The organism is Spirillospora sp. NPDC049024, assembly GCF_040649235.1.
Classification (GTDB): domain Bacteria; phylum Actinomycetota; class Actinomycetes; order Streptosporangiales; family Streptosporangiaceae; genus Spirillospora.
This window is the reverse complement of record NZ_JBEZFD010000015.1, coordinates 119,803-142,529: the sequence shown is the minus strand read 5'-3', so window position 1 is coordinate 142,529 and position 22,727 is coordinate 119,803. Positions and strand designations below refer to the sequence as shown.

Here is a 22,727-nt window from a genome sequence, read left to right as displayed (position 1 = left end):
ACCCTGGCCACATCGGGCCGGATCAGGGATCTTCGGCGCCCCGCCGGTTCGTCCCACAGAAAAGCCAAGTCCGCAGATCGGGGGCGATGTGACCACGACCGCCATGGAACGGACCGGGACGGACGCCGACGCGGCATCCGCGACCCGGCGACGCGCGCACGTCCGCCTGCTCCGCAAGATCGGCGTCGCGGTCGCCGGCGCCGCCCTGATCGTGGCGGGTGTCGCCATGCTCGTGCTGCCCGGCCCCGGCATCGTCGCGATCCTCGCCGGGCTCGGCCTCCTCGGCACCGAGTTCCCGACCGCGCGCCGCATCAGCACCCGCGTGAACGGCTACGCGCGCGCCGCGTGGCACGGGATCCGGGACGGCGCGTCCCGGCTCAGGCGAAAAGGCTGAGTTCCGTCGCCCGGCGGCAGGACGCTTTCATGGTGTCCTGCCGCCTTCGTATCCCTTCTGACGTGCATGGCCCCCAGGCAGGGGGCTGTGCCTGCATCGGCCTTTCCTTTCGGGGGACACCCCTGTCGGCCTCTGCGCGCGTCCGGCCTCCCGCGAGGTGACGAGGGGGGCGGCGCGATGGACGGCGGGGAAGGGGCGTGTGGTGCCAGACCGCGCTCCCGGGGTCCCTGGGAAACGCGGCAGAATGGTTGTCGGGTTTTGTGGTTGACTTCCGCGAAATTTCGGCTGTTTCGGATTTCAACGGCGAATCCTGCCAAGCAAAGTTGATCAGTCTGGAGCTTCGGAGAATGGTCCCGCGGGTATAAGACGCGCGACACAATTCGATACGTCGCTCCGGAGTGTGCAGATGCGTCTGACCCGCCCCAGCCTGGTCGCCTTCGGTGCGGCGACCTTCGCCGCCGCCTCGCTGATGTGGCCCGGATCCGCCTCGGCGGCCGGCGCCAACTACGTCGCCCTCGGCGACTCCTACTCGTCCGGCACGGGGGCCGGGAACTACGACCCGAACAGCGGCAGCTGCCAGCGCAGCGCCAACGCCTACCCGAACCTGTGGGCGGCGTCGCACTCCACGTCGTCCTACAAGTTCGTCGCCTGCTCGGGCGCCACGACCACGAGCGTCGCCAGCGGCCAGCTCGGCGCGCTCGACTCCTCGACGACGCTCGTGAGCATCACCGCCGGCGGCAACGACGCCGGGTTCGCCGACGTCATGCAGACGTGCGTGCTGTACTCGACGACGACCTGCCAGAACAGGGTGACGCAGGCCGAGAACTACATGAAGACCACGCTGCCCGGCCAGCTGGACTCCCTGTACGGCAAGATCCGCGCGAAGTCCCCGTCGGCGCGGGTGGTGGTGCTCGGGTACCCGCGCCTGTACATCATCGTCGACTGGTGCGCGGGGATCGGCAACACCAAGCGCACCGCGCTCAACCACGCCGCCGACACCCTCGACGGCGTGCTCTCCGCGGCCGCCGGGCGCGCCGGGTTCACCTGGTCGGACGTCCGGGACGAGTTCGCCGGGCACGAGCTGTGCTCCGGCGACGACTGGCTCAACGCCGTCACGATCCCGATCGGCTCGTCCTACCACCCGACCGCGCTCGGCCACCGCTCCGGCTACCTGCCCGCGTTCACGGGCTCGGCCAGCCTGACCCTCCAGAAGCAGACCTGACCGGCGAGCACCGCGATCGCGCCGGCCATCAGCAGCGCGCTCACCCGCACGGGCGAGCGGTAGCCGAGGCCGGCGCCGATCGCGGTGCCGCCCAGCCACGGGCCGAGCGTCCCGCCCACGTTGAATGCCGCCGTGGCGAACCCGCCCGCCAGCGTCGGAGCCGCGGAGCCCTGGTCGAGGACGCGTGAGATCAGCGCCGGGCCCGTCCCGAACGCCAGCATCCCCTGCACGAACACCAGCACGACCAACGCCGCCGGGTTCCCGGCCGTCAGCGCGAGGACGGCCCAACCGGCGGCCAGCGACGTCATGCCCGCCGCGATGAGCGCGGCCGGATGCGCGTCGGCGAGCCGCCCGCCGACGGCGACGCCCGCGAAGGACCCCGCGCCGAAGAGCGCCAGCAGCGCCGGCACCCATGCGGAACCGAGGCCGGTGACGTGCGTGGCGAGCGGCGCCAGGTAGGTGAACGTGCAGAACGTCGCGCCCTGGAACAGCGCGTTGACCGAGAGGGTGAGAAGGAGTCGGCCGTCGGCGAGGACGCGCAGTTCGCTGCGGGCGCTTCCCACCGACGGGCGCTCCTCCGGGACGGCCCTGGCGATCGCGACGAGGGCGGGCAGCGAGACCAGCGCGACCGCCCAGAAGGCCGCCCGCCAGCCCCACGCCCCGCCGAGCACCGCGCCCGCCGGGACCCCGGCGACGCAGGCGACGGTGACGCCGCCGACCACGACGGACGTTGCGCGGGCGCGGGCGGCGGTGGGCACGAGCGCGGTCGCGGTGGCGAGCGCGACGGCCCAGAACCCGGCGTTCGCGAGGGCGGCGGCGACGCGGGTCGCCAGCAGCACCGCGTAGCTGGTGGTGAGTGCGCCGGCGACGTGGACGGCGACGAAGGCCGTCAGGAACGCCAGCAGCGCGCGGCGGCGCGGCCACCGGCGGGCGAGCAGCGTCATGGACGGCGCGCCGATCACCATGCCGATGGCGAAGGCGGAGGTGAGCAGGCCCGCGGCGGGGATGGACACGCCCAGGTCCGCGGCGATCCCCGGCACGAGGCCGGACAGCATGAATTCGGACGTGCCCTGGGCGAACACGGCCAGCCCGAGGACGTAGACGGCGAAAGGCAAGGGGAGACTCCCGAGACGAGCGAACAGGTCGGCTGGTCGGGGGGCTGCGCCGGGACGGCCGTCCGGCATCGCGCGCGGACGGCGCGGCGGAGAAGGAGATCCCTCGGATCAGAGGGCGAAGGCAGCCCGCCTCAGGCGGCCCGCACGCAGGGGAGCCGCCCGGGAGTCAGCGTCTGTCGGACTCGGGGCTGGACATGGTCATGAGGCTAGCAGGGGCCCCGCCGCCGCCGTACAGAACATTCTTCTGGTGTGCCAGAATAATGTTCTATGAAGGAGGTCGGACGGGAGCGGATCCTGCGGGCGGCGCTGGAGCTGTTCGGGCGCGACGGGGTCGCCGGGACGACGCTGAGCGGGCTCAGGGCGGCGAGCGGGGTGAGCGTGGGCAGCTTCTACCACCACTTCGCGGGCAAGGAGCAGGTGGCGGAGGCGCTGTTCGTCGAGAGCATCGCGATGTACCAGGACGCCTTCCTCGCCGAGCTGAAGGCCCATGACGGCGCGCGGGAGGCGGTGGCCTCGGTCGTGGCCTTCCATGTGCGGTGGTGCAGGGAGCATCCCGGCCGGGCCCGGTTCATGTTCACGGAACGCCCCGCCGGGAGCGAGGCGCTGGCCGAGCGCAACGGCGCGTTCTTCCGCGAGGTGCGCAGCTGGTGGCGGGTGCAGGCGCGGCACGGCGCGCTGCTGGACGTGGACGCGGTGACCGCGTTCGTCCTCTGGCTCGGCCCCGCGCAGGAGCTGTGCCGGCTCTGGCTGAACGGCCAGAGCCCCGAACCGGACGGCCGGCAGGTCGAGTCGCTGAGTGAGGCCGCATGGCGGTCGGTGGGAGGTCCCGATGGTGGTTGACGCGTGGATGCAGCACGGAACGGTGCGGTTCCTGCGGCACGAGATGCTCGACTCGCTGTGGAGGTGGACGGGCCAGAAGCCGCCGGCGGAGGAGATCCCGGTCGGTACGACGGTCGCCGCGATGGACGCCGGGGGAGTGGACGTCGGCCTGATCAGCGCCTGGTACGGGCCGGAGGGCGACCTCGTGAGCAACGACGAGGTCGCGTCGTTCGTCCGGCAGGCCCCCGGCCGGCTCGCCGGAATCGCCTCGGTGGACCTGCGCAAGCCCATGGAGGCCGTGCGGGAGCTGAGGCGGTGCGTCCGGGACCTGGGCTTCAAGGGGCTGCGCGTGGTGCCGTGGCTGTGGGAGGTTCCGCCCACCGACCGGCGCTTCTACCCCCTGTTCGCCGAATGCGTGGAGCTGGGCGTCCCCTTCTGCACGCAGGTCGGTCACACGGGCCCGCTGCGCCCGAGCGAGACGGGCCGGCCGATCCCGTACGTCGACCAGGTGGCGCTCGACTTCCCCGAACTCGTCATCGTGGGCGGGCACATCGGCTACCCCTGGACGGAGGAGATGGTCGCGGTGTGCCGCAAGCACCCGAACGTCTACATCGACACGTCCGCCTACACGGTGCGCAGGTACCCGCCGGAACTCGTCCGCTACATGGCCCAGGACCGGCACCACAAGGTCATGTTCGGCACCAACTACCCGATGCTGACCGCCGAGCGGGCGCTCAAGGGCCTGGACGAGCTCGGCCTCGGCGACGACGCCCGCGAGGCGTTCCTCGCGGGCAACGCCCGCAGGGTCTTCCGCCTTTAATGATCTACAACGTAAAGGTCACCGCCGGAGCGTCCGGCAGGCGAGGAGCCCGAGGGGGACCGGCGCCCAGAACGTGACCGCCCGGAACAGCAGGACGGCGTGCAGGGCCGGGCCCGCGGCGACGCCGAGGGCGGCGAGCGCGGCGACGAGGGCGGCCTCGGTGGAGCCGACGCCGCCCGGCGTCGGGATGGCCGAGCCCGCCGCGGCCCCCACCAGGTACGCGGCGAGGAGGGCAAGCGCGTCGCCCGGCCCCACGGCCGTGCCGGGGATGGCGAGGACGCTGAGGGCGAACGCGACGCCGAGCACGAACGTGGTCCCCGCGGACGCGCCGAGCGTGACCGCCAGGTCGCGCGGGCGGCGGCACAGGTCGGCGAGCCCCGCCGCGGCGCGGCGGGCCGCGGTGGAGCGGACCGCGCGGCGCCCCCACAGCGCGGCGGCCGGCAGCAGCACCCCGCCGGCGATGAGCAGCGGGACGGGCGGCACGAGGTCGGCGGCCCGGGAGGCGTGGTGGCCGAGGGCGTCCAGCATCCGGTCGTTGCCGCCGCCCGGGGCGAGGACGGCGCCGAGCCCGAGGACGGCGCCCATCAGCAGCAGGTCGGCGGGGACGCCGGCCACCTGCAGGACCGCCACGGCGACGGCCGCGCGGGGCAGCGTCAGGCCGCGGCAGACGAGGTAGCGGGTGTTGACGGCGGCGGCGCCGAGACCGCCCGGCGTCACGCGGTTGGCGGCCGACGCGGTGAACTGCGTCATCGTCGTGCTGACCAGCGGCAGCGGGCGGCCCGCCGCGCCGCGCAGCGCGACCGCGGAGCAGACGTAGTGCAGCAGGGACAGCAGGACCAGCGCCGGCAGGAACCCCCAGCGCATGTGGCCGAGCGCCGCGAGGGCCGGCCGCAGCGGGCCGGCGGTCGCCAGCACGACGGCGGCGAGCAGGGCGGCCAGGAGCCCGGCGACCGCCCAGCGGGCCCGGTGGATCCGCTGGGTGATGGACAGCGTCAGGGCGTCGGCGCCAAGGTCGGGGAGCTTGGCGGACGCCGCGGGGTCGGCGCCGGCGGCGATCGTCTCCACACCTCAGTGTTCGGCTACTCGCCTGAAGCGTATGCGACCTCCCGGCCCCCTCGACAAGAACGTTGCGTGACCTGCGGGGCGCGGGCCCGCAGGTCACGGCGGCTCAGGCGGCCGGCTGGTAGCGGTTCTGGCGGGTCTGGGCGCCGATGTAGCGCAGCATGCTGCGCAGGGCCCAGTGGTTGAGCCCGGTGGGCATCATGCGGTAGCCCTGCCGGTTGGCCAGGGCGAGCGCGGCGAACCGGGCCTGGTCCAGCGGTGACCAGGGGATGTCGAAGCGGTCCCGGACGACCTGCGGCAGGCAGCCGAAGGTGATCAGGCGGAGCGGGCGCTCGATCACGAGGCGTCCGGCGCGGTCGAGCCGGGCGCCGCCGACGGGCAGCAGCGTCACGGTGTCGGAGCCGTGCTTGGCGATCTCCAGGGCGCGGGCGGCGGCCGGGGTGAGTTCGAGGGTCCGCGTGCAGACGTGCCAGAACTTGGACTGGAAGGCGGCGTAGTCGGCAGGGACGGGGCGCATGCTGACGCCGTAGCGGGAGTACCAGGTGACGGTCTCGGCGTACATCTGCTCGTGGTCCTCGGCGGTGAGGGTGCCGGGGTGGAAGGTCTCGGCGGCCTTGAAGATCTCCCAGGTGAACGTGGCGTGCGCCCACCAGAACGTCTCGGGTTCGAGGGCGTGGTAGCGGCGGGCGCGCTCGTCGACGCCGCCGATGGCGCGGTGCAGGTCGCGGATGGTGCGGGCGCGGGCGGTCCCGTCCGGGGCGAGGATCGTCGCCCAGATCTGCGGGACGGACCGGTGGATCCGGTCGAACGGCGCGTCGAAGAACGCGGAGTGCTCGGTGACGCCTGCGCCGATGCCGGGGTGCATGAGCTGCATCAGGCCGGCGGCGGCGCCGGGGAGCAGGGAGCGCAGGTCGGCGGCGTGGCGCCAGAGGAGCGTGCCGGGGCCGAGCGGGGCGCGGGCGGCCGTGCGGGCGGGCCTGCGGGCGGCGGTGGTGGCGACCGTCGGGGGCGAGGACGGGACGGGCATCGCACCTCCTGCCAGCAACTACTTACTTCCACCGTAGCCGCCGTGAGACAGAAGTCAATCTTTGTCGCACGACCGGTCGGCGGAACGCGCCTGGGCGCGCTCCGCCGGTCCACGTCGTCGACCGTCGCGGACCGTCCTGGCCCACGGCCCGCGGTCAGGCGTTCGCCGGCTTGTAGACGGCGACGGCGCAGGCGCTGCCGAGGCCGATGTTGTGCTGGAGGGCGACGCGGGCGCCGTCCACCTGGCGGGCGCCGGCCTTGCCGCGCAGCTGCCAGGTCAGCTCGGCGCACTGGGCGAGGCCGGTGGCGCCGAGGGGGTGGCCCTTGGAGATGAGGCCGCCGGAGGGGTTGACGACCCACTTGCCGCCGTAGGTGGTGGCCTCGTCGTCGACGAGCTTGTGGCCCTCGCCGACCTCGGCCATGCCGAGCGCCTCGTAGGTGATGAGCTCGTTGGCGCTGAAGCAGTCGTGCAGCTCGATGACGTCGACGTCGTCGATGGACACCTGCGCCTCGTCCATCGCCTTCTCTGCGGCGCGCCGGGAGACGCCGAACCCGACGACCTGGATGGAGGAGTGGTCGGCGAAGCTCTCCTGGGTGTCGCTCGCGATGTGGTGGCCCGCGATCTCGACGGCCTGGTCCCACAGGTCGTGCTCGTCCAGGAACCGCTCGCTGACGACGAGCGCGGCGGCGGCGCCGTCGGAGGTGGGCGAGCACTGGAGCTTGGTCAGCGGGTCGAAGATCATCGTGGCGTTCTTGACGTCGTCGAGGGAGTACTCGGTCTGGAACTGCGCGTAGGGGTTGTTGACCGAGTGCTTGTGGTTCTTCCAGCCGATCCAGGCGTAGTGGTCGGGAGTGGAGCCGTACTTCTCCATGTGCTCGCGCCCGGCGTTGCCGAACATCTGCGGCATGGGCGCCTTGTCCAGCTCCCACTCGCGGCCCGCGGTCATGGACCGCAGGTGGTGGTCGATGATGGTGACCTTGGACTCGCCCATGCCGGCGCCGAGCGAGCCCTTCTTCATCTTCTCCATGCCGAGCGCGAGCGCGCAGTCGGCCAGGCCGCCGCGGACGGCCTGGCGGGCGAGGAACAGCGCGCTGGACCCCGTCGCGCACGCGTTCATCACGGTCATGACCGGGATGCCGGTCATGCCGGTCTCGTAGAGGGCGCGCTGGCCCATCGATCCGTACATCGAGCCGGCGTAGGCCATCTCGACGGCGTCGTAGCCGACGCCCGCGTCCTCCAGGGCCTTGCCGACGGCCTCCTTGGCCATGTCGGGGTACTCCCAGTCGCGGGAGCCGGGCTTCTCGAACTTGGTCATGCCCACGCCGACGACGAAGGTGCGGTTGGCCATCGGGTCGCCTCCTGTAACCGAATCCTGTTCGGTCACACCATAACCCGCGGGCCGCCCGGCGGGCGGGGGCGCTCCCGATGTTCGGGACGCCCGGCTGGTCAGGCGGCCGTCTCCTCGGCGAGCGCGGCGGCGAACGCGTCGACGTCGTCCTCGGTGGTGTCGAAGGAGCAGACCCAGCGGACCTCGCCGGTCGCCTCGTCCCAGGTGTAGAAGGGGAACCGCTTGCGGAGCCGCTCGGCCGCGTCCTTCGGCATCAGCGCGAACACCGTGTTGGCCTGCACCGCCTGGGTGATCTCGACGCCGGGGACCGCGCGGGCGGCGCGCTCCAGGCGGCGGGCCATCGCGTTGGCGTGGGAGGCGTTGCGCAGCCACAGGTCGCCGTCCAGCAGCGCGATGAGCTGCGCCGACACGTAGCGCATCTTGGACGCCAGCTGCATGCTCGACTTGCGCAGGTACGCCAGCCCGCGCACGGCGCCCGGGTTCAGCACGACGATCGCCTCACCGAGCAGCAGCCCGTTCTTGGTGCCGCCGAACGACAGCACGTCCACGCCCGCGTCGGTGGTGAGGGCGCGCAGCGGCAGGCCGAGGGACGCGGCGGCGTTGGCGATGCGGGCGCCGTCCATGTGGACCGACAGGCCGCGCTCGTGCGCCGCCGCCGCGACGGCCGCCGTCTCGTCCGCGGTGTAGACGGTGCCGAGCTCCGTGCTCTGGGTGATCGACACGACGGCCGGCTCCCGCCGCTGGACGTTGCCGAAGCCCGTCGCGTACCGGTCGACCAGGCCGGGGGTGAGCTTGCCGTCCGGGGCCGGCACCGTGACCAGCTTCAGCCCCGCGATCTTCTCGGACGCGCCGCACTCGTCGGTGTTGATGTGCGCCGACTCGGGGCACACCACCGCGCTCCACCGCTCCGACATCGCCTGCAGCGACACCACGTTCGCGCCCGTCCCGTTGAACACGGGGAACACCTCGGCCTGCTCGCCGAAGTGGCGGCGGACGACCTCGCGGAGGCGGCCGGTGACGGCGTCGTCGCCGTAGGCGGGCTGGTGCCCGCCGTTGACCTCGGCCAGGGCCGCGAGGACCTCCGGGTGGACGCTCGCCTGGTTGTCGCTGGCGAAACCGCGCGCGGCGGACGGACGGGGATCGGACGGCTGAGTCATGCGCCCATTCTCCCGGACGTCCGGCGATGCGCCTTTCCGCGCCCGTTCCCGCCTGCGCCGATCGGAGGCCCGAGCCCGGTGGCGTTAGGCCGGGCGGTCGGTGAGGTTCTGCACCGGGGCGGGCGCGGCCTCGGCCGGCGGCTCGGCGGTGCGCAGCGCCATCCGGGCGCGCATCGCGTCGAGGTCGTCGCCGAACCTGCTGACGGTGGACTGCAGGTCGCGCCACAGCCCGGTCCGCTGCTCCAGCGCGGCGAGCTTGGTGCGCAGGTCGGCGACGCGCCGCTCGGCGGCCTCCAGCCGGGTGCGGTTGCCCGCGGTCTCGCGGCCGGTCCGGATCAGGCTGGTGGCGACGGCGGCCAGGTCGCGCTCGGTGTCGTCCATGCGCTCGTCGAGGCGCGGCAGCAGCCGGTCGTTGAGCTGCCGGACCAGCGAGTCGAGCTCGGTGCGGACCGCGCGCAGCTCGGCGTCCTGGTCGCGGACCGCCTGCTCTAGGATCAGGACGCGCTCCATGAAGGCGGGCAGCAGCCGGACCAGCTCCGCCGACCGCTCCAGATCCCGCCCGGCTCTGACGAGCACCCCGGCGCCCGCGCGCAGATGGCGCTCCGCCTCGGCGGCGGCGCGGCGGACGAGACCCGGGATCACGGTCATGGCGCTCCCTTCCGGGGCCGGGGCGGTGGAATCTCCTTAAACTTTAGGCGAACCGACCGTGAACATTTTGTGAAGCCGACGGTTTATTTCGGGGATGTCGCCGACTCCCGCACGACCGGCGGCGGCCGCGTCCGGCCAGGCGGCACGCCGCAGGCGCACAGCCCCCGGCGCACGATGAGCTCGGCGCGTTCGATGGTGTAGTCCGCCGGGCTCAGGGCCGGACGGACACGGCGGCATGTCAGGCAGAGCATGGGTCGTTCGACCTCCCCCTCGCGCCGGTGGAGCGTGGCCGTCCCGCACGCATTCCCCCCGGACGCGTGCGGGACGGCGGACCCACCGGATGGCCCTTCGGCTCCCCCGGCGCCGCTCACGGTAGGCGTCTTCACGTTGCATGCACGTTGCGATCATCCGGTCACGGATCGTGTCGTGATCCGGCCGGGCGGGATCCGGCGAATCGGTTGCGCCGCCGGTGCGATGGACCGATGCTCGAACGGAGCCGGATTTCCCTCCGGGAGAAAGGGCTGGTAGCGGTGCGCGAGCTGGTGACCGTCAGGCCGCCGATCGCCGAGTCGTGGCGGCGCTCAAGGGACGCCGGCGTCGACGCGGGCATCGAGGCGGCGCCCCTGGTGTTCGACCGGGACGCTCTCGCCGGCGCCCGCGCCGCCCACCCGCTCGAACCGCACCTGCCGGTGCTGCGGGCCCTGCTGCGGCGGGTCGCCGACGAGACCGAGCACCTGATAGTGATCACCGATGCCGCCGGGCGCGTGCTGTGGACTCAGGGCCCGGCCTCCGCCCGCCGCGCCGCCGACGCGATCGGCCTGAGCGCGGGGTTCCTCTGGTCGGAGGACGCCGTCGGGACCAACGGCATCGGCACCGCGCTCGCCTCCGGGCGGCCCGAGCACGTGTACGCCGCGGAGCACGTCGTGCACGTCCTGCGGTCCTGGTCGTGCGCCGGCGCGCCGATCACCGACCCCGACTCGGGGCGCGTGGTCGGCTGCATCGACGTCAGCGCGCGGGTGCAGTCGCTGCACCCCGCGACCGTCGCGCTCGTCGCGGCCGCGGCGCGGCTGGTCGAGGCGCGGATGGAGAACGACATGCTGCGGCGCGACGAGCGGCTGCGCGAGCGGCTCCTGCCGCACCTGCGGGGGCCGCGCGGCACCGGCGTCCTCGCCACCGCCACCGGGCGCATCCTCGCCGCGTCCGAGGGCGCGATGGTCGGCCGGCGCGTGGCCGTCCCCGAGCCCGGCGGGACGGTCGTGCTGCCGGACGGCCGCACCGCCGTCGCCGAGCCGCTGGGGGAGGCGTTCCTGCTGCGGGTGCCGGGGGCCCGCGGCCTGGTCGACCAGGGCGGCCCGTCCGGGCGCGGCCTCGCGGCCGGGCCGACGGCGGGCGCGGCGCCGCTGCTGTCGCTGGTGCTGCTCGGCGACGGGCCGCCGTACGCGCTGCTGGACGGGCGGCGGTTCGACCTGACGCTGCGGCACGCCGAGATCATCGCGCTGCTGGCGCTGCATCCGCGGGGGCTGAGCGGCGACCGGCTCTCGCTGCACCTGTACGGCGAGGACGGCAGCGCGGCGACCGTCCGCCCCGAGATCCACCGGCTGCGCCAGCAGTTCGGCGGCGTCGTCCGCGCCCGCCCCTACCGGCTCGGCTGCGCGGTGGACGCCGACTTCCTCGCCGTCCGGCGGCTGCTGGACGAGGGGGACGTCGCCGGCGCCGTGCGGCTGTACGCGGGCGAGCTGCTGCCGCGCTCGGACGCGCCGGCCGTCCGCGCCGAACGCGACGAGCTGGCGGTGCGGGTCCGCCGGCAGGTCCTCGACCAGGGCGACCCCGACGTGCTGTGGGCGTACGCGCAGACCGAGCCGGGCCGTGCCGACCTGGAGGCGCTGGAGCGGCTGCGGGGCGCCCTGCCGCCGGCGGATCCGCGGCAGGCGGCCGTGGCCTCGCGCAGCGCCCGGCTGCTCAGCGGGGAGCCGTAGGGGGCGGCACCGGGGCGGCGGCCAGGTGGGCGCGGTCGTTGTAGCAGACGGGGGCGAGCCCGGACCCGTCGTGGCGCCACCGGGTGACCGACGCGTTGGCGATCGGCTCCTTCTCGATCTCCATGATCTCCTGCTCGGTCAGCTCCTCCACCAGGTAGCGGGTCATCACGACGATCGCGTCATGGGCGACGACCAGGGCCCGTCCGCCGGGGGCGGCGCTCTGCAGGTCGCGGTAGAAGCTGCGCAGCCGCAGCGCCAGGTCGGCCCACGACTCGCCGCCCGGCGGCCGGTGGTAGAACTTGCCGAGGTGCCGCAGCCGCTCGGCCTCCTCGGGGAACCGGTTCCGGACGCCGCGGGCGGTGAGCCCCTGCAGGACGCCCAGTTCGCGGTCGCGGACCCGCTCGTCGATCTGGATCCGCGGGGCGGCGAAGGACGTCTCGGCCAGCGCGATCCTGGCGGTGTCGAGGGACCGCACGTAGGGGGAGGAGATCACCGCCGTCGGGCGCTCGTCGTCCGGCAGCGCCTCCAGCCAGCGGCCGAGCGCCGCCGCCTGGGCCCGCCCCGTGTCCGACAGCGGGATGTCGGCGTCCCGCTCGGGGATGTCGACCTCCTCGGCGTCGGTGCCGAGAACCGCCTGGTGGGCGACGTTGCCGGTGCTCTCTCCGTGCCGGGTCAGGGTCAGCCATTGCAGCGCGTTCACGCAGGCCATGCTCCCACGCCTCACCGGCCCCCGGCCCAGGGCCCGCGGCGCCGCCCTTCGACCGCCGCGGGCGCCCGCGCCGTCGCGGTGCTCTACAGCCGGTAGTACTCTTTGGTGCCGTGACGAACGTGCTGTCCACCGTGGTCGTCGTGGTGGCGCTCCTGGCCGCCGGGTACGCCCTCGTGACGGCGCTGCGCGGCCGGGCGATGGGCGCCGGCGACCTCGCCGCGTTCGGCGTCCTGGAAGTGCTGCTGGTGGTCCAGGCCGTGGTCGCCTTCGTCAAGCTCTCCGGCGGCGAGGGGCCGGACGGCCCCGCCACCTTCGTCGGCTACCTGCTGGGATCGCTGCTGATCCCCGCCGCCGGCGCCGGGTGGGGGCTGCTGGAGCGCACCCGGTGGGGGCCCGGCGTGCTCGTCGTGGCCGGGGTGGCCGTCGCCGTCATGATCGTGCGGATGAACCAGCTGTGGAGCGGCACCGGTGCCTGAACCCGAACGCGAGCCCGTCCGCGAGACCCGGCCCGTCCGCGGGACCGAAGCCGTCAGCGAGACCCGGCCCGGCCGCGAGCCCGTCCCCGGAGCGGGGGCGGCCCAGGGGTCGCCGGCCCGCGCGGACGACGGCGCCCGCGCCGGCGCCGAGGCCCGCACGGGCGGCGATGCCCGTCCCGGCGGCGCCGCCGGCGGGCCGGGACGGCTGCTGGTCGCCGTCTACGCGATCTTCGCGCTCGCGGCCGGCGCGCGGGCGGGCGTGCAGATCGCCACCGCGTTCTCCGACGCGCCGGTCGCCTACCTGCTGTCGGCGTTCGCCGCGGCCGTCTACGTCCTGGCGACGGTGGCCCTGGCCCGTGGCGGCCGGACGTCGTTCCGGATCGCCGTCGCCGCCTGCTCCACGGAACTGGCGGGCGTGCTCGCCGTGGGCACGCTCAGCGTCGCCGACCCCGCCGCGTTCCCCGACGAGACCGTCTGGTCCATGTACGGGCGCGGCTACGGCTTCGTGCCCCTGGTGCTGCCGGTCGTGGGCCTGCTGTGGCTGCGCCACACCGCCCGCAGAGGTGGCGGAACCCCCGCGGGCGGTGGGCGCCCTGTGGACGGCGGCGTGTGAGCCCTCCGGCCACAGGTGTCTGGTGGTCATGCCGTCCTCCCGTGCGGGGACCGGTCACGCAGCGGCCTGGATCGAACTGCGGGAACCGATGGGCAGGGCGCGCACGACGGCCTGGGCGAGCGCCTCGATCTCCTCGGGGGAGCGGTCGGCGGTCGGGTTGCGGCGCATCCAGCGGATCAGCTTCAGGGGCGGCGCGAACACGATGCCGTCGGCGGTGAACGGGGTCCGGGCGAGCTTGCCGCCGTGCACGGCCAGCACCGGCGTGACCGTCACCGGAGTCCCGGCGACACGGGTGATCGCCGCGGCGGCGGCCTCGGCCCGCGCGGTCAGCGCGCCGACGAGCTTGGACTGCGTCCGGCCGTCGATGAACAGCCGGCCGCCGTGCTGCGACACCTCGGCCCCGGGCGACCAGGCCTCGTTGTGCACGAGCCACACCCCGCCGGGCCCGACCACCAGCTCGTCGGCGACCCCGTGCCCGGGGACGGTGCGGGAATGCAGCACGCGGTGGCCGCGCCGTTCCAATGTGTAGCGGAGAAAGCGGTCCATACGCTCCACACCGCGCAGTCCGAGCCGCCACACCCGCGACGAGTTGTAAATGCGCCAATGGACGAGCGTGTCCGCGGCCGCAACCAGGACGGCCATCACGATTCCGAAAACGGCGTTGACCAGCATCCCGCACAACACAAGCGTCGCCGCCGCCAGAAAGGCGCGCGTCCGCAACCGTCCTTTTCGGCCTCGCTGCCAGAGTTCCTCGTACACCGCCTGCGGCGAACCGCCGGTGAAAGCGGGACGATCCCTGAGGTAGATGGAGCTGCCGAACATGTCCGTCCTCCCAGCACCTGCTACGACGCCACCAGTATGGGGACGGCCCGGCATTCCCGCCACACTTTGCGGGGTGACTTAAATCAAACTGCCGCGCCACTTCTTGGGCCTGGGGCATTGCTCACCTGCTCGTTCGCATGTGATTGGCCGCACCGATTCGCGGGAAGGCTGGAGAAGTGCCCCCCGAGATTGGCTGAAAGGCGCGGTGCAACTATCACCGCAACATTCAAGGCCCTTTTCGCTGCAATTGATTTCCGGGAGTGCGGGCGGGGCGGCAGACTGGGACGATGCACCTCAGCGCCGCCGAAGGCCTCCCCGTCCGCCACGCAGTCCCCGCCCTGCGCGCGGCCCTGGACGAGGGCGGCGCCGCGGTGCTGGCGGCGCCTCCCGGCACCGGGAAGACCACGCTCGTCCCCCTCGCCCTCGCGGGGCTCGCCCTCGGCGCGCCGCCCGCCCCCGGCAAGGTGCTGGTCCTGGAGCCGCGCCGCCTCGCCGCCCGCGCCGCCGCGCGCCGCATGGCGTGGCTCCTCGGCGAGCGCGTCGGCGGCCGGGTCGGCGTCACCGTCCGCGGCGAGTCCCGCCCCGGCACCAGCGTGGACGTCGTCACCACGGGGGTCGTGCTCCAGCGCCTCCAGTCCGACCCCGAACTCGACGGCGTCGGCACGGTGATCCTGGACGAGTGCCACGAACGGCACCTGGACGCCGACACCGCGCTGGCGTTCCTGCTCGACGTCCGCGCCGCCCTGCGCCCCGACCTGCGGCTGGTCGCCGCGTCCGCCACCGCCGACACCGGCCCGTGGTCGCGGCTCCTCGGCGGCGCCCCCGTCGTGGAGACCGCGGCGGCGCTGCACCCGGTCGAGACGGTCTGGGCGCCGCCGCCGCGCCCCGTCCCGCCGCCGCACGGCATGCGCGTCGACCCCGCGCTGCTCGCCCACGTCGCCGCGACCGCCCGCCGGGCCCTCGCCGAACGCGACGGCGACGTCCTGTGCTTCCTGCCGGGGGTCGGGGAGATCGCCCGCGTCGCCGGGCTGCTGGCCGGCGTGCCCGCCGAGGTCCTGCAGATCCACGGCCAGGCGCCGGGGCGGGTGCAGGACGAGGTGCTCGCGCCCTCGCCGCGCCGCCGGATCGTCCTCGCCACCTCGGTCGCCGAGTCGAGCCTCACCGTCCCCGGCGTCCGCGCGGTCGTGGACTGCGGCCTCGCCCGCGAGCCCCGCACCGACCACGCCCGCGGCCTCGGCTCGCTCACCACCGTCCGCGCGTCCCGCGCCACCGCCGACCAGCGCGCCGGACGCGCCGGACGCGAGGCCCCCGGCGCCGTCTACCGGTGCTGGACGCAGGCCGAGCACGACCGCCTCCCGGCCCGTCCCCGCCCCGAGATCGAGCTGGCCGACCTCACCGGCTTCGCGCTCCAGGCGGCCTGCTGGGGCGATCCCGACGCGACCGGCCTCGCCCTCCTGGACCCGCCCCCGCCCGCCGCGATGGACGCCGCCCGCGGCACCCTGCACGCCCTCGGCGCCCTCCGGGAGGGCCGGGCCACCGACCGGGGCCGCCGCCTGGCCGGCGTCGGCCTGCACCCCCGGCTCGCCCGCGCCCTGCTCGACGGCGCGCCCCTGGTCGGCGCGCGCGACGCGGCCCAGATCGTCGCGCTGCTCTCCGAACCGCCGCCCCGCTCGGCGGGCGACGACCTCACCGCCGTCTGGCGCGCCCTGCGCGGCCGGAGCCGCCCCGCCGACCCGCACGCCACGCGCTGGCGCGACGAGGCGGCCCGCCTCCAGCGGTCGCTCCCCGCGCGGGCCGGGGCCGGGGCGCGGCCGTCCCGGAGCGACGACCACGCGGCGGGGACCGTGGTGGCGCTGGCGTTCCCGGAGCGGGTGGCGCGGCGGCGGGGGAGCGGCTACCTGATGGCGTCCGGCACGGGGGCGGAGCTCGCGGACGGGTCGGCGCTGGCCGGGGCGCGGCCCGGCTGGCTCGCGGTCGCCGCGGCCGACCGCCCCGCCGGGTCGGCGTCGGCGCGGGTCCGGCAGGCCGTGGTGATCGACGAGGAGGTCGCGCGGTCCGCGGCGGCGGCGCTGGTCGAGACCGCCGAGGAGGTCGCGTGGCGCGACGGCGACGTGGTCGCGCACCGCGTCGAGCGCCTCGGCGCGATCGAGCTGGAGGCCCGCCCGCTGCGCGACCCGGATCCCGGGCTCGTGCGCGCCGCCCTGCTCGACGGGGTGCGCGCGGAGGGCCTCGGGCTGCTGCGCTGGACTCCGGCGGCGGTCGCGCTGCGGGAGCGGCTGGCCTTCCTGCACGGGGCCCTCGGGGAGCCCTGGCCGGACGTCGGCGACGCGGCGCTGCTGGAACGGGCGCCGGAGTGGCTGGCCGGCGCGCGGCGGCGGGGCGACCTGGCGAAGGTCGACGTCGCGGGCGTGCTGCGCGGGCTGCTGCCGTGGGACCTGGCGAAGCGGCTGGACGAGTACGCGCCCGAGCGGGTGGAGGTGCCGTCCGGGTCGCGGATCCGGGTCGACTACTCCGGGGAGCGGCCCGTCCTCGCGGTGAAGCTGCAGGAGCTGTTCGGGTGGGACGCGGCGCCGCGGCTCGCCGGCGGGCGGGTCCCCCTGGTGGTGCACCTCCTGTCGCCGGCGGGGCGCCCGGCGGCGGTCACCGCCGACCTGGCCTCGTTCTGGCGCGAGGGGTACCGGGCGGTCCGGGCCGAGCTGCGCGGCCGGTACCCGAAGCACCCGTGGCCCGAGGACCCGGCGGAGGCCGTGCCGACGAAGCGGACCAAGCGGGCTAGCGGGAGCTGACCAGCACCTCGATGCCGTCCAGGACGCGCGCGAGGCCGAACTCGAAGGCGCGGCCGGGCGCGACCGCCGCGTTGTACTCGCGCCCGGTGGCGGCGCCGACCCGGGTGCCGAGCGGGTAGTCGTCCTCGTTGACGAGCGCCTCCAGCAGGGGGGCGCTCGCCTCCCACCACTGCTCGTCGGTGATCCCGCTGCGGCGCTCGGCCTCGGCGGCGTCGACCGACACGCGGGCGGCGCTCTCGGCGAAGCCGGTCACGAGCGCGACGACCGAGTCCATCTCCAGGTCGCTGAGGCCGAGGCCGTCCACGGCGCGCAGCTCGTACTCGTACTTGGCGCACGTGTTCGGGCCGAGCGGCGGCCGCGCCTTGGTGATCTCCAGCAGCCACGGGTGCCGGTGGAACAGCGCCCAGTTGTCGCGGGCGATGTGCTCCAGGCGGTCGCGCCAGGAGCCCTGGTCCGGCGGCGTCAGCTCGCCGAACGCGCGGTCGACCATGACGTCGATCAGCTCCGCCTTGCCCGGGACGTAGGTGTAGATCGACATGGGGGAGACGCCCAGCTCCTCGGCGATGCGGCGGATGGACGGCCCGTCCAGGCCCTCGGCGTCGGCCAGCCGGATCGCCGTCCGGACGATCTCCTCCGCGGTCAGGCGCGGCTTGGGCCCGCGCCGCGGGCGCTCCCGCACCCCCCACAGCAGCTCCAGGGTGCGCTTCGGGTCGCCCGCCCCGCTGTACTCGGTCACCGGCCGATCCTCTCAGGGATGAAACTCTGTACTGCGTACGTTATATTGGCCGCGATGGTAAATCCGTACTGCGTACATAGTTTTGGAGGACGGGTGACGGAACCACGGTTCGCGGTCGTCGCCGAGGGGCTGCGCAAGCGCTACGGCGGCACCGAGGCCCTCGCCGGCCTGGACCTGCGCGTCCCCGCCGGGACCGTGCACGGCCTGCTCGGCCCGAACGGCGCGGGCAAGACCACCGCCGTCCGCATCCTGACCACGCTCGCGCGGCCGGACGCCGGCACCGCCCGCGTCGCCGGGCACGACGTGGTGCGCGAGGCGGTCGAGGTGCGGCGCCGCATCGGGCTCGTCGGGCAGCACGCCGCGGTCGACGAGGTGCTCGGCGGGCGGCAGAACCTCGTCATGTTCGGCCGCCTCCACCACCTCGGCGCCAGGCGGGCGCGGCTGCGGGCGGACGAGCTGCTGGAGCGGTTCCGGCTCACCGACGCCGCCGCCAAGCCCGCGGGCGAGTACTCCGGGGGCATGCGGCGGCGCCTCGACCTGGCCGCGTCCATGATCCTCGCGCCGCCCGTGCTGTTCCTGGACGAGCCGACCACCGGCCTTGACCCGCGCAGCCGGGGCGAGGTGTGGGACGCGATCCGCGACCTGGTGGACGGCGGCACCACCGTCCTGCTCACCACCCAGTACCTGGAGGAGGCCGACCGGCTCGCCTCCGGCGTCTCGGTGATCGACCAGGGCCGCGTCATCGCGGAGGGGACGCCCGACGAGCTCAAGGCCCGGCTCGGCGGCGACCGCGTCGAGGTCGTCGTGGACGACCCCGGAGCGCTGGCCGCCGCCGCCGAGATCGTCGGCCGGGTCGCGACCGGCGAGGTGGACGTCGACGCCGAGGCCCTGCGCGTCGGGGCGCCGGTGGCGGGCCGGGCGGCCGCGCTGACCGAGGCCGTCCGTGCGCTGGACGAGGCGGGCGTCGCCGTCGCCGACATCGGCCTCCGCCGCCCGACGCTGGACGAGGTGTTCCTGTATCTGACGGAGAAGAAGAAGGAAGTGGCCCTGTGAGTGTTCAGACGGTCCGGTGGGCCGCGGTGGACGGGTGGGTCCTGACGACCCGCGCCCTGGCCCACTGGGCGCGCAAGCCGGGCGAGGTCGCCGTCGGTCTGCTGTTCCCGGTGATGGTCGTGCTGATGATGGGCTACCTGTTCGGCGGCCAGATGGACGTGCCGGGCGGCGGCACCTACCGGGAGTTCATCGTCCCCGGCATGTTCGCGCTGACGATGGCGTTCGGGGTCGAGACGACGTTCGCCGCGATCGCGACCGACGCGAGCAAGGGCGTGACCGACCGGTTTCGGTCCATGCCGATGTCCTCGTCCGCCGTCGTGGTGGGCCGGGCCACCGCCGACATGCTGCACTCGGTCGTCGCGCTGGCCGTGATGGCGGTCTGCGGCGTGCTGATCGGCTGGCGCGTCCACGACGGCGCGGCCAAGGCCCTCGCCGGGCTCGGGCTCCTGCTGCTGCTGCGGTTCTCGCTGGTCTGGCTCGGCGTCTACCTCGGCCTGATGGCCAAGGGGCCGGAGTCGGTGGCCGCCGTGCAGATCCTGGTCTGGCCGATCGGGTTCCTGTCCAGCGCCCTGGTGGCGCCGAGCACGATGCCGGGGTGGCTGGGCGCGGTCGCCGAGTGGAACCCCATGTCGGCGACCGTGACGGCGTGCCGGGAGTTGTTCGGCGAGCCGGTCGCGGGCGGGTCGTGGGCGGCCCAGCACAGCGTGCTGATGGCGGTGGTGTGGCCGCTGGTGATCGCGGCGGTGTTCTTCCCGCTGTCGGTCCGCCGCTACCGGGCCCTCGGCCGGTAGGGCGGCTAGGGCAGGAGGGACAGCCGGTGCCGGGCCAGCGCCAGCGCCGGGTAGCACGCCTCGGGCAGGGGCTCCGCGCCGTTCCCGGCGCCCGAGGACGCCCCGCCGCGCTCCCCGCCGAGCGCGGCGCGGAGCCTCGCCCCCACGGCGGCCGCGTAGTAGGGCTGGACGACGCACAGCTCGGCCTGCATCGCCTGCCGCGCCGCCGCCATCAGCGCCGGGACGTCCCCGACGACCACGATCTCGGCGGGTGCGTCGCCGTAGGAGAGCCGGACGGCGAGGGCGTGCATCCCGGCGGTGCCGGCGTCCTCGTAGCGGAACTCGCAGACCAGGCGGTCGCCGTCCAGCGGCCCCTCCTGGATCAGCCACGCCTGCCCGGGGACGACCCGCCCGAGCGCCCCCTCCCAGGGCGCCGCCGGGACGCCCGAGAGCCGGTCGGCGGCGCGGGCCGCCGCGGCGCGCCCCTCGGCGGGGCCGATCGCGGCGAGGGCCCGCAGGAAGGCCCGCGCGCCCGGGGTGGCCGCCGCGTGCAGGCAGCCGATCAGGTCGCCGAGCGCGGCGCGCCGCGCCGCGGCGTGCGGGGCCGCCGCCTCCAGGCCGCCGAGCTGCGCGGACGTCCACATCTCGGCCTGCAGCGGGCCGGGCTGCGCGGGCAGCGCGTCGGCCTCCCGGACGTAGGCCGCGTACACCTCGCGCAGCCCCGGCAGCATCAGCTCGGGACCGGCGGAGGATCGGGTCGCACTCACCGCTTCAGCCTATGAGACGCGGGGGAGCGACCCGGCCGCGCCGCCGGGGCGCGCCCCCCGCGGTCCGGGGCGGGCGGCGTCCTACGCGGGGACGGTCAGCAGGGTTCGGCCATCGCCGATGGTCCGGACCTCGAACCGGCTGATCTCCTCCGGCCGCAGCGCCGTGCCGCCCTGCACCGCGAGCTGCGGCTGCGGCGAGTCCGGCAGGCCGTAGCCCTTGGCGGGGACGGACCAGCCGACGACGGTGTGCGCGCCGCCCTTGGCGTCCACGGCGACCAGTTCGCAGGCCAGGGGCCCGCGGACCTTGCTGAGCCGCAGCCCGACGCGGCTGCCCCACGCCTTCTCCTGCATCGCGACGGTACCCGTGACGCCGGTGCCCGCGTCGGTCGCCGACATGGCCCGGCCGTTCCGCAGCAGTTCGGCGGTGCCGCCGTCCGACGCGGAGGCGGTGGGGCCGCGGTCGGCGCCCAGCGTGTACCCGGTGCCGAGGGCGCCGCCGAGCAGCACGACCCCGGCGGCGGCCGCGGCCAGCGCCCGCGCGGCCCGGTGCCGGCGCCGCCGGCGGATCCGGTGCCGCATCAGGTCGGTGACCGCCGCCGGCTCGGGCGGCGCGGGCATCGCGTCCACCGGGTCGGCGATCGGGCCGATGCCGTCCAGCGTCTGGGCGATCCCGCTCAGCGCGCCGAGCTCCTCATGGCAGGAGAAGCACGTCGCCAGGTGCGCCTCGAACGCGCGGCGGTCGGGCTCCTCCAGCAGGCCGAGGGCGTAGGCGCCGACGTCGACGTGCGGCATGTCCGGCGCTCTCATGGCGTCACGCCCCTCTCCTCCAGGGCGACGCGCAGTGCCCGGAGCGCGTAGTAGACCCGGGACTTCACGGTGCCCACGGGAATCCCGAGATGCTTGGCGGCCTCGTTCACCGAGCGGTCACGGAAGAAGGTCTCGTTGAGGATCTCGCGGTGGGCCGGGGACAGGGCGAGGAGGGCTTCGGACACGACGACGGAGCGCAGCAGATCCTCCAACCCGTCGGGCACGCGCATGTTCTCCAGCGGGCCCTCGCCCGCCTCCTGCGGCCGTGCGTTCTTGCGGCGCTGGTCGTCGATGACGATCCGGCGGGCGACGGTCGCCAGCCAGGGCAGCAGCGAGGTCGCGTTCTCGTCGAGCTGGTGCGCGCTGCGCCAGGCGCGGATCATCGTCTCCTGGACGACGTCCTCGGCCCAGTGCCGGTCGCCGCCGGTGAGGCGCAGCACGAACGACAGCAGCGGCCGGCCGTACACGCGGTACAGCTCGGTGACGATCACCTGGTCGTCCACGCCGCCGGCGGGACGCGGGCCGCGGAACCAGCTCCAGGGTCCGGGCGGGCGTTCGCGGGTGGCCGACGCGGCGGCCGGCGATCTGTGGGCCATCGGGGTCTCCGGCGGGGTGCGAGGGGTGCGGGGCGACGCGGTGACCGTGGGTGTCACGTTGGGAGGCAGTACGGAACCCCCGCGCCCCCCGGTTCAACCGGGACCGTTTCGTGGGTGATTTTCCGATATGGCACTTACTGGTTCGCTAGCTTTTCCTTACCTTCTGCGCCGACGGCCGCCGGGGTGCGTCTCAAGGGGCGAACGGGAGGCGACGCATCCGAACCGCGCAGCGGGTCTTCGCCGGGCAACCTCACTCCGGATAGTGGAGCGAATGCGGGCATCAGGCCCATTTGCCCAAACAGAGACCGAGGGCGGGATCGGCATGGTGAAGGGGAACGGGGAAGTACAGCTCAGCTACCGCCTGCTGCTGGCGGTGGACATCCAGGGATACAGCAAGCGCGACACGCGCGAGCAGCTGCACGCGCAGCGGCTGCTGTCGGAGGCGCTCGACGGCGCCGCCCGCGGCGTCGGCCTCGACCGCGCCGGCTGGGACAAGCAGGTCGGCGGGGACGGCGAGCTCGCCACGCTGCCGGAGGGCGTCGACCCGGCGACGGTCGCCGGCGACTTCGTGATCCTCCTCGACGAGGCGCTGCGCGAGGCCAACCGGGACGCCGGGCGCTTCCGGCTCCGCGTGCGGCTCTCGCTGCACCACGGCACGCTCACGGCCGGGCCGTTCGGTCCCGCCGGCGACGCGCCCATCGTCGTCCAGCGGCTGCTGGACGCGACGCCGCTGCGCCGCCTGCTGATCGACGACCCGGACCGCGACCTGGCCTACGTGGTGTCGGACTCGCTGTTCGAGGACGTCGTGCGGACCGGGTTCTGCGCCCTGCCGCCGCGCGGCTTCCACGCCGTCAAGGTCGTCGCGAAGGGCGCGGTGTTCCGCGGCCACATCCTGACCGGCCGCGCCGCCCGCGAGGGCGACGGCGAGGGGCGGGGCGGACCGGACTCCCGGTCCGCCCGCGTCCTCGACTTCCCCGCCATGGCCATGGGGTGACGGGGCAGTG

The 22,727-nt window shown here is 74.8% G+C and carries 23 protein-coding genes; 11 read left to right on the top strand and 12 right to left on the bottom strand.

The window, feature by feature from the left end:
• Positions 1–88 precede the first annotated feature (88 nt).
• Together AB0C21_RS26935 and AB0C21_RS26930 are read left to right on the top strand one after the other, a co-directional pair.
• Complete coding sequence (locus tag AB0C21_RS26935) at positions 89–394, top strand: PGPGW domain-containing protein (RefSeq protein WP_500207845.1); 306 nt, start codon at positions 89–91, stop codon at positions 392–394.
• 406 nt (positions 395–800) lie between these two features.
• A complete protein-coding gene (locus AB0C21_RS26930) occupies positions 801–1,616 on the top strand; it encodes an SGNH/GDSL hydrolase family protein (protein ID WP_149263788.1) in 816 nt (271 codons plus the stop codon).
• Here AB0C21_RS26930 and AB0C21_RS26925 read toward each other — a convergent pair.
• A complete protein-coding gene (locus tag AB0C21_RS26925; RefSeq protein WP_500207844.1) occupies positions 1,562–2,731 on the bottom strand; it encodes a Cmx/CmrA family chloramphenicol efflux MFS transporter in 1,170 nt (389 codons plus the stop codon). The genes AB0C21_RS26930 and AB0C21_RS26925 overlap by 55 nt on opposite strands.
• A 267-nt stretch (positions 2,732–2,998) precedes the next feature.
• Here AB0C21_RS26925 and AB0C21_RS26920 point away from each other — a divergent pair, with 267 nt between their 5' ends.
• Both AB0C21_RS26920 and AB0C21_RS26915 read left to right on the top strand, forming a co-directional pair.
• The gene (locus AB0C21_RS26920) at positions 2,999–3,571 is read left to right on the top strand and encodes a TetR/AcrR family transcriptional regulator (RefSeq protein WP_500207843.1); all 573 of its coding nucleotides are present in this window, start codon (positions 2,999–3,001) and stop codon (positions 3,569–3,571) included.
• The gene (locus AB0C21_RS26915; RefSeq protein ID WP_500207841.1) at positions 3,561–4,370 is read left to right on the top strand and encodes an amidohydrolase family protein; all 810 of its coding nucleotides are present in this window, start codon (positions 3,561–3,563) and stop codon (positions 4,368–4,370) included. The genes AB0C21_RS26920 and AB0C21_RS26915 overlap by 11 nt, the downstream gene beginning before the upstream one ends.
• A gap of 18 nt (positions 4,371–4,388) precedes the next feature.
• On the opposite strand, the gene AB0C21_RS26910 is transcribed toward AB0C21_RS26915, so the two are convergent.
• The 5 genes from AB0C21_RS26910 to AB0C21_RS26890 all read right to left on the bottom strand — a co-directional run bounded on the left by AB0C21_RS26910 (position 4,389) and on the right by AB0C21_RS26890 (position 9,612).
• The gene (locus AB0C21_RS26910; protein WP_500207840.1) at positions 4,389–5,435 is read right to left on the bottom strand and encodes a lysylphosphatidylglycerol synthase domain-containing protein; all 1,047 of its coding nucleotides are present in this window, start codon (positions 5,433–5,435) and stop codon (positions 4,389–4,391) included.
• 103 nt (positions 5,436–5,538) lie between these two features.
• Positions 5,539–6,459, bottom strand: a complete 921-nt coding sequence (locus AB0C21_RS26905; protein WP_500207839.1) for an oxygenase MpaB family protein — start codon at positions 6,457–6,459, stop codon at positions 5,539–5,541.
• Between the two features lie 154 nt (positions 6,460–6,613).
• Positions 6,614–7,807: a thiolase C-terminal domain-containing protein gene (locus AB0C21_RS26900; RefSeq protein WP_500207838.1), complete on the bottom strand. Its 1,194-nt coding sequence runs from the start codon at positions 7,805–7,807 to the stop codon at positions 6,614–6,616.
• Between the two features lie 98 nt (positions 7,808–7,905).
• On the bottom strand, positions 7,906–8,964 hold the full coding sequence (locus AB0C21_RS26895; RefSeq protein ID WP_500207837.1) for a threonine aldolase family protein: 1,059 nt from the start codon (positions 8,962–8,964) through the stop codon (positions 7,906–7,908).
• A gap of 84 nt (positions 8,965–9,048) precedes the next feature.
• Positions 9,049–9,612: a hypothetical protein gene (locus tag AB0C21_RS26890; RefSeq protein ID WP_149263796.1), complete on the bottom strand. Its 564-nt coding sequence runs from the start codon at positions 9,610–9,612 to the stop codon at positions 9,049–9,051.
• Between the two features lie 530 nt (positions 9,613–10,142).
• On the opposite strand from AB0C21_RS26890, the gene AB0C21_RS26885 reads away from it, so the two are divergent.
• Positions 10,143–11,588: a GAF domain-containing protein gene (locus AB0C21_RS26885; RefSeq protein ID WP_500207836.1), complete on the top strand. Its 1,446-nt coding sequence runs from the start codon at positions 10,143–10,145 to the stop codon at positions 11,586–11,588.
• Here AB0C21_RS26885 and AB0C21_RS26880 read toward each other — a convergent pair.
• Entirely contained in the window at positions 11,572–12,297 is a 726-nt protein-coding gene (locus tag AB0C21_RS26880) for a histidine phosphatase family protein (protein WP_500207835.1), read from the bottom strand. The two genes, AB0C21_RS26885 and AB0C21_RS26880, sit on opposite strands and share 17 nt — an antisense overlap.
• Before the next feature lie 110 nt (positions 12,298–12,407).
• On the opposite strand from AB0C21_RS26880, the gene AB0C21_RS26875 reads away from it, so the two are divergent.
• Positions 12,408–12,773, top strand: coding sequence for a hypothetical protein (locus tag AB0C21_RS26875; protein WP_149263799.1), 366 nt, complete (start codon positions 12,408–12,410; stop codon positions 12,771–12,773).
• Between the two features lie 205 nt (positions 12,774–12,978).
• Complete coding sequence (locus AB0C21_RS26870; protein WP_149263876.1) at positions 12,979–13,386, top strand: hypothetical protein; 408 nt, start codon at positions 12,979–12,981, stop codon at positions 13,384–13,386.
• Positions 13,387–13,440: 54 nt separating this feature from the next.
• Here the strand turns inward: AB0C21_RS26870 and AB0C21_RS26865 are convergent, their stop codons facing one another.
• Complete coding sequence (locus tag AB0C21_RS26865; RefSeq protein WP_500207834.1) at positions 13,441–14,028, bottom strand: NERD domain-containing protein; 588 nt, start codon at positions 14,026–14,028, stop codon at positions 13,441–13,443.
• A gap of 467 nt (positions 14,029–14,495) precedes the next feature.
• On the opposite strand from AB0C21_RS26865, the gene hrpB reads away from it, so the two are divergent.
• Positions 14,496–16,994 carry an ATP-dependent helicase HrpB gene (hrpB, locus tag AB0C21_RS26860; protein ID WP_500207832.1) on the top strand — a complete coding sequence of 833 codons (2,499 nt, stop codon included), beginning with the start codon at positions 14,496–14,498 and terminating at the stop codon, positions 16,992–16,994.
• Here the strand turns inward: hrpB and AB0C21_RS26855 are convergent.
• Positions 16,981–17,730 carry a TetR/AcrR family transcriptional regulator gene (locus AB0C21_RS26855; RefSeq protein WP_500207831.1) on the bottom strand — a complete coding sequence of 250 codons (750 nt, stop codon included), beginning with the start codon at positions 17,728–17,730 and terminating at the stop codon, positions 16,981–16,983. The genes hrpB and AB0C21_RS26855 overlap by 14 nt on opposite strands.
• A gap of 93 nt (positions 17,731–17,823) precedes the next feature.
• On the opposite strand from AB0C21_RS26855, the gene AB0C21_RS26850 reads away from it, so the two are divergent.
• On the top strand, positions 17,824–18,783 hold the full coding sequence (locus AB0C21_RS26850) for an ATP-binding cassette domain-containing protein (RefSeq protein ID WP_500207830.1): 960 nt from the start codon (positions 17,824–17,826) through the stop codon (positions 18,781–18,783).
• Positions 18,780–19,574 (top strand): ABC transporter permease, encoded by a 795-nt coding sequence (locus tag AB0C21_RS26845; RefSeq protein WP_500207828.1) that lies wholly within the window; start codon positions 18,780–18,782, stop codon positions 19,572–19,574. Before AB0C21_RS26850 ends, AB0C21_RS26845 begins: the two co-directional genes overlap by 4 nt.
• Positions 19,575–19,579: 5 nt before the next feature.
• Here AB0C21_RS26845 and AB0C21_RS26840 read toward each other — a convergent pair whose 3' ends face one another.
• The 3 genes from AB0C21_RS26840 to AB0C21_RS26830 all read right to left on the bottom strand — a co-directional run bounded on the left by AB0C21_RS26840 (position 19,580) and on the right by AB0C21_RS26830 (position 21,723).
• A complete protein-coding gene (locus AB0C21_RS26840; protein ID WP_500207827.1) occupies positions 19,580–20,320 on the bottom strand; it encodes a hypothetical protein in 741 nt (246 codons plus the stop codon).
• An 81-nt stretch (positions 20,321–20,401) separates the two neighbouring features.
• The gene (locus tag AB0C21_RS26835; protein ID WP_500207825.1) at positions 20,402–21,127 is read right to left on the bottom strand and encodes a zf-HC2 domain-containing protein; all 726 of its coding nucleotides are present in this window, start codon (positions 21,125–21,127) and stop codon (positions 20,402–20,404) included.
• Positions 21,124–21,723 (bottom strand): sigma-70 family RNA polymerase sigma factor, encoded by a 600-nt coding sequence (locus AB0C21_RS26830; protein ID WP_149263806.1) that lies wholly within the window; start codon positions 21,721–21,723, stop codon positions 21,124–21,126. The genes AB0C21_RS26835 and AB0C21_RS26830 overlap by 4 nt, the downstream gene beginning before the upstream one ends.
• Positions 21,724–22,045: 322 nt before the next feature.
• Here AB0C21_RS26830 and AB0C21_RS26825 point away from each other — a divergent pair, with 322 nt between their 5' ends.
• Positions 22,046–22,717: a hypothetical protein gene (locus tag AB0C21_RS26825; RefSeq protein ID WP_235037323.1), complete on the top strand. Its 672-nt coding sequence runs from the start codon at positions 22,046–22,048 to the stop codon at positions 22,715–22,717.
• Positions 22,718–22,727 lie beyond the last annotated feature (10 nt).